At 46.7% G+C, this 6,743-nt stretch carries 1 pseudogene; it reads left to right on the top strand.

Annotated features, from left to right (window positions below):
- A pseudogene (locus ACUVJL_RS31580) lies at window positions 1-6,743 on the top strand (CHAT domain-containing protein); the annotation flags it as partial.

Genomic DNA, 6,743 nt, shown 5'->3' with positions numbered 1-6,743 from the left:
TGGGCCGGGACTCGACAATTAATGCTGATGCTGTTAGTAATGGCAATGGCGGGCGAGTTATAGTTTGGGCGGATGAAACTACTCGCTTTAATGGAAATATTAGTGCTCGCGGTGGCTTATTTTCTGGTAATGGCGGCTTTGCGGAAGTGTCGGGGAAGCAATCGCTGGATTTTCAAGGGTTGGTGGATTTGCGATCGACCTTTGGCATTGCTGGCACTTTATTGTTAGATCCTACTGATATTACTATTAGCACAGGTGCGGATGCAGGCGGCACTTTAGCAGGGGGAGCATTTACGCCCTTGGGTGCTACTTCTACGATTAATAATGTGACGCTGCAAAATCAGCTAAATTTTGGAAATGTTACTATTTCTACTGCGTCGAGTTCTCCGAATCCAGGTGATATAACAGTCAGCGCACCTGTTGTTTGGGCTAATAGTAATTCCCTCACTCTCAATGCTGATTATGATATTAATGTTAACAGCAATATCACAACAACTCAGCGAGGCAATATTACTCTCAATGCTGCTAATAATATTCAGGTTAACAGCAATATCACAACTAACGCAGGCAATATTACTCTCAATGCTGATAGTGATCTAAATGGTGGTGGTCTCCAGATTCAGAATTCGACGATCGATACTAATGGTGGCGATTTCGTGGGGAATGGTAAGGGGAGTGCTACGTTGTTGCATGGAATCGAGATCAGCAGCAGCACAATTAATGCCGGAGGTGGAAAAATTGAACTGAAGGGTGTTGCAGGTACGGGAGGCGGCTTTGGTATTTCTCTGCCTGGTAGCAACACACTACTAAAAACTACTGGAAGTGGGAATATTATTCTCAATGGCATTAACGGTGGCAGTGTTAATAGTTCGGGCATAGTTTTGCGTGGGGCTAGGATAAGTTCAGTGAACGGCAATATCACCTTGACTGGTAGCGGTAACGGGAGTGGAGAAGCCATTTATCTGTTCTCCGGTGCTGTGGTGGAATCAACGGGAACAGGTCGTATTACCATGACTGGAACTGGCGCGAACCTGACATCCGGCAGCAATGAAGGTATTATTATTACAAACCAATCTCAGGTGACTTCAACCAATGGTGATGTCAGTCTCACTGGGATTGGTAACGGAACTGGAAACGGCAGCAACGGGATTGACATTAGTGATAGAAGCATAGTGGAATCGATCGGGGCAGGAAGTATTACTCTCAACGGTACTGGCGGGAATGGGACATATAATAATAAAGGGATATCTATTAACACCAGCGCAGTCCAATCGGCTGGGGGAAATGTCAGCCTGAAGGGTACTGGTGCGGGGACAGGAATCAGTAACACCGGCGTTAGCATAGACACCGCTACAGTGCAGTCAACGCCGGGGAACGGGACTGTCACCATCACCGGGATTGGGGGAAAGGGGACGAGCTTGAATGAAGGGATATCTATTAACAGCAGTACAGTGCGATCGCAGAATGGAGATATCGCCCTGACTGGAACAGGCCAGGGAACCGGGGCCGGGGGCAATAACAGGGGCGTGACGGCCTTCGCCTCCGTGGTGGAGTCCACAGGCACCGGGAATCTGGCTCTGAGGGGTCTTGGCGGTGATGGGACTAATGGCGGCAATCAAGGGATATCAGTTGGGGGGAGTACGGTGAGTGCGCTCTCTGGAAATGTCAGTCTGACTGGTACTGGTGGTGGGACTGGGGTTCCCAACGAGGGTATATATGTAGATAGTGGTGCTACAATCCAAACCGCAGGGCTGGGAAATGTGACGTTGACGGGCACGGGCAGTGCAGCTCCGGGCAATTCCGGGATCTGGCTCAACTCAGGCACGGTACGATCGCAGAATGGAGATATTGCTTTAATTGGTACCGGTACTGGTGTAGGGACATCAACTAGCAACGAGGGGATTCACTTCCCCCTGGCCCCACTGGTAACGGTGGAAGCTACGGGAACGGGTAATATTAGCCTTACGGGAAAAGCTAACAACAATTCCATTCCTATTAACCTCCTCGGCGGTGTGATTGATGCGGCGGGTGGCAATGTCACTTTGACGGGCGAGGAAATTCAACTGTTAGGGACTATTCAAGTCAAGGGCACGGGCACTATTACTTTGCAGCCACTGACACCAAGCTTAGGTATTCTGATAGGTGGTACTCAGAACACACCTGCCGTTCCTCCTTTGAATCTAGTCCAGACGGAACTCGATACGTTAAAAGGGTTTTCCCAAATGGTTATCGGGCGGGCGGATGGGACGGGGGCGATCGCCGTTGACCCCGCTGGCGTTCAGTTCAACTCCCCGATGACAGCGACGACAATTCAGCCTCTAGGTGGTACGGGGTCGATCGCAGTTAACGGGCCAATTACAGCCAATGGTGATATTACATTTAACGGAGCTACTTCTCTCAGCGCAGGCGTTACTACAATCGCAGTTAACGGGCCAATTACAGCCAATGGTGATATTACATTTAACGGAGCTACTTCTCTCAGCGCAGGCGTTACTACAATCGATAAAAATATTACTTTCAACGGTCTTGTTACCCTCATAAATAATGTCTCGGTTAACACAGATACAGCGGGTGCCGGCGACATTATTTTCAATAAAACCGTCAACGGCACAACTGCTAACAGTCAAGATTTGACTCTAATAGCAGGTACTGGCAATATTACATTTAGTGGAAATGTCGGCAGCGTTACTCCTCTAGGCAACCTCCAAATTAACCAGGCGAACAACTTACAAACACAGGCAATTACAGCCGCCAGTATTATTCAAAATTCTTTTGCTACGGGTACAGTCACTATCTTAGGTGATTTGACCGCCACTAATGGTGACATAAGTTTTGAAAATCGTGTTAAACTCAACAATGTATCCACAAATAATGTTTTTTTTACCGCGAATAAACCTGGTACAACAGGTTTCGACACCGGCAAGATTTATTTAAATAAGGGATTTGAAGCGGGTAGCAACAGCCTCACCCTTACCGCAGACGAAATTGATATAGCCAACCTTTCCTCGTCGGGTACGGGCGATCTGGTACTTCAACCCTTTAGGCCTGACTTAAAGATCGCACTTGGGGGCCAATCCGATCAAGCTGACTCCTTGGATATAACTTTGATATTCAATCTCCTGGACAATGGCTTTAAATCGATCGCGATTGGACGGACAGACAGCAGCGGCGCAATTACCATCGAGTCACCTCTGACATTCAAAGATCCCGTGACAATTCGCTCTCCACAAGGGGCTGGATCGATCGCAATTTTGCCTCCTGGGGCTCTCACTGGAGTTGATAACGCTTCGATTGCACTGACAGCGAATCAAAACATCACCGCCGGCAATATAACTACGTCGGGTTCGGGAGATATCACCCTCACTAGCACCCTCGGTACGATCGCACTCAATGGGCCGATTACCACAATCGATCAAAACATCACTTTCAACGGGCCTGTTACCCTTCAAAATAATGTCTTGGTTGACACAGGTGCAATCGGTGGTGGCAATATTCTTTTCAACAGCACCCTCAACGGTACAACTGCTAATAATCAAAATCTCACTCTCACAGCAGGTACTGGCAATATTATCCTTAAGGGAGATGTCGGCAATCCAATTCCCGTCGGCAATCTCCAAATAAATAGTGCTAGCGACTTACAAACAGCGGCAATTACAGCTAATAGTATTACTCAGACTGGTACTGGTACAACTGCATTCAAGGGTCCAGTGACAACCAATGGTGCGGGCGGCATTAACTTGACAGGCACAAATTTTGCGATCGACTATCCAGTCACAACGCTAAATAATGGAACTTTTAAAATCAATAATAGTGGCGACTTGAATATCGCTACTGTGGCAAATTTAGTGCTGGATGGAGAATTTACTCAAAGCGGTACAGGCAAGGTTAATATAGCATCCACCATTACCACTACTAACGATAATATTAGTTTCAACAGTCCCGTTACTCTGACAAATGATGTTTCTTTCAACACAGGTGCAGGTGCTGGCGATATTATTTTTAACAATACAGTTGACAGCACAACTGGTAACAGTCCAAATCTCACTTTAACAGCGGGTACTGGTAATATTATATTCACAACAGGTGCGATCGGCAACAGCACAACTCCATTCGGTGCGATAACTGCCAACAGTAGTGGCACGACTAGCTTCGCGAGCACTATCAATGCCCAAAGTTTAACAACCGACTCAGGTGGCACAACTAAACTTAATGACAATGTCACTACAATCGGCAGTCAAACCTACTCCGATGCAGTGACAATTGCCAACAATCCGATTCTTTCTGGCAGTGACATTACCTTCAATAAGACAGTTGACGGCACCAGCGATTTGACTGTAAAGGCGGTTAGCGGTAATGTTGCATTCAATGGTGCCATAGGCGAAACAACTCCTCTAACAAGTTTAACTGCCAACAGCAAGATATCTTTAGGCGGCAATGTCACTACCACTGGCAGTCAAACTTATGCAGAGGCAGTGACTGTTGCCAACAATCCGATTCTCTCTGGCAGTGACATTACCTTCAATAATACTGTAGACGGCACCAGCGATTTAACTGTGAAGGCAGTTAGCGGTAATGTTGCATTCAATGGTGCAGTTGGGAGTTTAAGTGCCCTGGGCAAATTAACAGCTAACTCTACAGGAACAACCGCATTTAATCAAACAGTCAAGGCCGCGAGTTTGACGACAGATGCTGGGGGGACAACTCAAGTGAAGGGAAATGTCACTACAACCGGCAGTCAAACTTATGCAGATGCAGTGACAATTGCCAACAATCCGATTCTCTCCGGCAGTGACATTAATTTCAATAAGACAGTTGACGGCACCAGCGATTTGACTGTAAAGGCGGTTAGCGGTAATGTTGCATTCAATGGTGCCATAGGCGAAACAACTCCTCTAACAAGTTTAACTGCCAACAGCAAGATATCTTTAGGTGGCAATGTCACTACCACTGGCAGTCAAACTTATGGAGATGCAGTGACAGTTGCCAAAAACTCTGTTTTATCAGGCAGCGGGATAACTTTCAATAATACTGTAGACGTACCTGGGAATCTCGGTATTGCTGCTGATAATGTTAATCTCAAAGGAACAGTAACAACCACCAATGACGGCATCCTCACAATTACCAATAAGGTTAATCTAAATATTGAGAACAACCTGAACTTAGACGGTGCATTTATTCAAAATGGCGGTGGAACAGTTGCGGTTAGCGGAAATATCACCACAAGTAATGATAACATTAGTTTTAGCGACCCGGTGACATTAAAAGCTCCTGTAACTTTTACACTGGGAGATGCAACAATTGCTTTCGGTTCGAGTTTAGATGCAGGTAGTAACCCGCTGGCTTTAACGGCAGGTGAAATTGATTTTTCGGGGAAGGTTTCAGGTACGGGCGCATTAACGCTGCAACCTGCAACAGCCGGACAAAATATGGCAGTTGGCGGAACGGATAACAATACTAGCGCTTTAGATTTGACGGCATCGGAAATTAATTTGCTTCAAAATGGGTTTAGCTCGATCGCTCTCGGGCGCTCGGATAGCAGCGCCCAGATTAGCATAGCCTCTAATCTGACATTTTTAGATCCAGTAAATATTCAAGGGGGAACTGGTCGGATCGCACTTGATGGAACTCTAACCGGAAATGACAACAGCAGCATTGGTCTCAACGCTGCCACAATTAATTTGAATTCGGGCATCAATACCAATAAAAATCCGATCGCTATCAACGGCAATGTCCAACTCGGAAACGATATAAATCTCAGGACCGGTGGCGGAGATATTAAGATAATTGGTGCGATAGACGGGAATCATTTGTTAAACTTAGATGCAGCTACAGGGAATGTGCTGGTGCAAGGAAATATCGGAGGAACAGCACCACTTTCTGTTTTGAATGTTACCGCAACGCAGGCTGCATTCAATAACGGTAATATTGCGAGTAATTCGGGTTTAAATATTGCGGCGGCGAACACCTTGTTGGGGGGCAATGTTACTACTAATCAGGGCAAGATCAATATTAACGGTATTCTCGGCTTGACGAAAGATGCGATATTGAGTACGGCAGGGGGAAATATTGCCTTTGCAGGTGCGATCGACAGTGACAGCATTAATGCCCGCAACTTAACTCTAGCCTCCGGTATCGGCAGCATCACTTTCAACGGTTCGGTGGGGGCCACCAACAAGTTAGCAAATGTGGCGATCGAAAATGCTGGCAATGTGACAGGAAACTCGACAATTAACGCGCAACAATTGACCGCAGTAAACACGGAAAAAGTCAACTTATCGGGAGATGTCACCGCTGGCAAAGTCGATATTACTGCCAAGGGCGATATAAGCGTTAAAAATATTACTGCTAATGGCGGAGAAATTCTATTGACAAGCGGTAACAATTTCACCGCAGGCAATTTGAATACATCGGGAAACACGGGCGGTAACATAACTGTTAAGGCGATAACTTCAATTACGGCCAAACAAATTAACTCCTTCGGTATAGTCGGAAATGCCGGCAATGTGTTCTTAGATCCGATCGGCGATATTCAAGTAGAGTCGATCAATGCCCAAGGCGGTACAGGTGGCACCGGTGGCGAGGTGACAGCAATAACAGGCAATTTTTTCCGCGCTACGGGTACTTTTTCAACCCCACTGTCGCCCACGGGATTTGCTAGCATTTCTACTGCAGGCGGCGCCGGTGGTGGCAAAATTACAATTGTGCACGCAGGGGGAGATGCAGGGGCGCCAATTCAACCGTTT

It is taken from the genome of Microcoleus sp. OTE_8_concoct_300 (assembly GCF_031383065.1).
Taxonomy (GTDB): domain Bacteria; phylum Cyanobacteriota; class Cyanobacteriia; order Cyanobacteriales; family Microcoleaceae; genus Microcoleus.
Note: the sequence above shows the minus strand (reverse complement) of the source record. Positions and strands in the feature narration are given on the sequence as shown.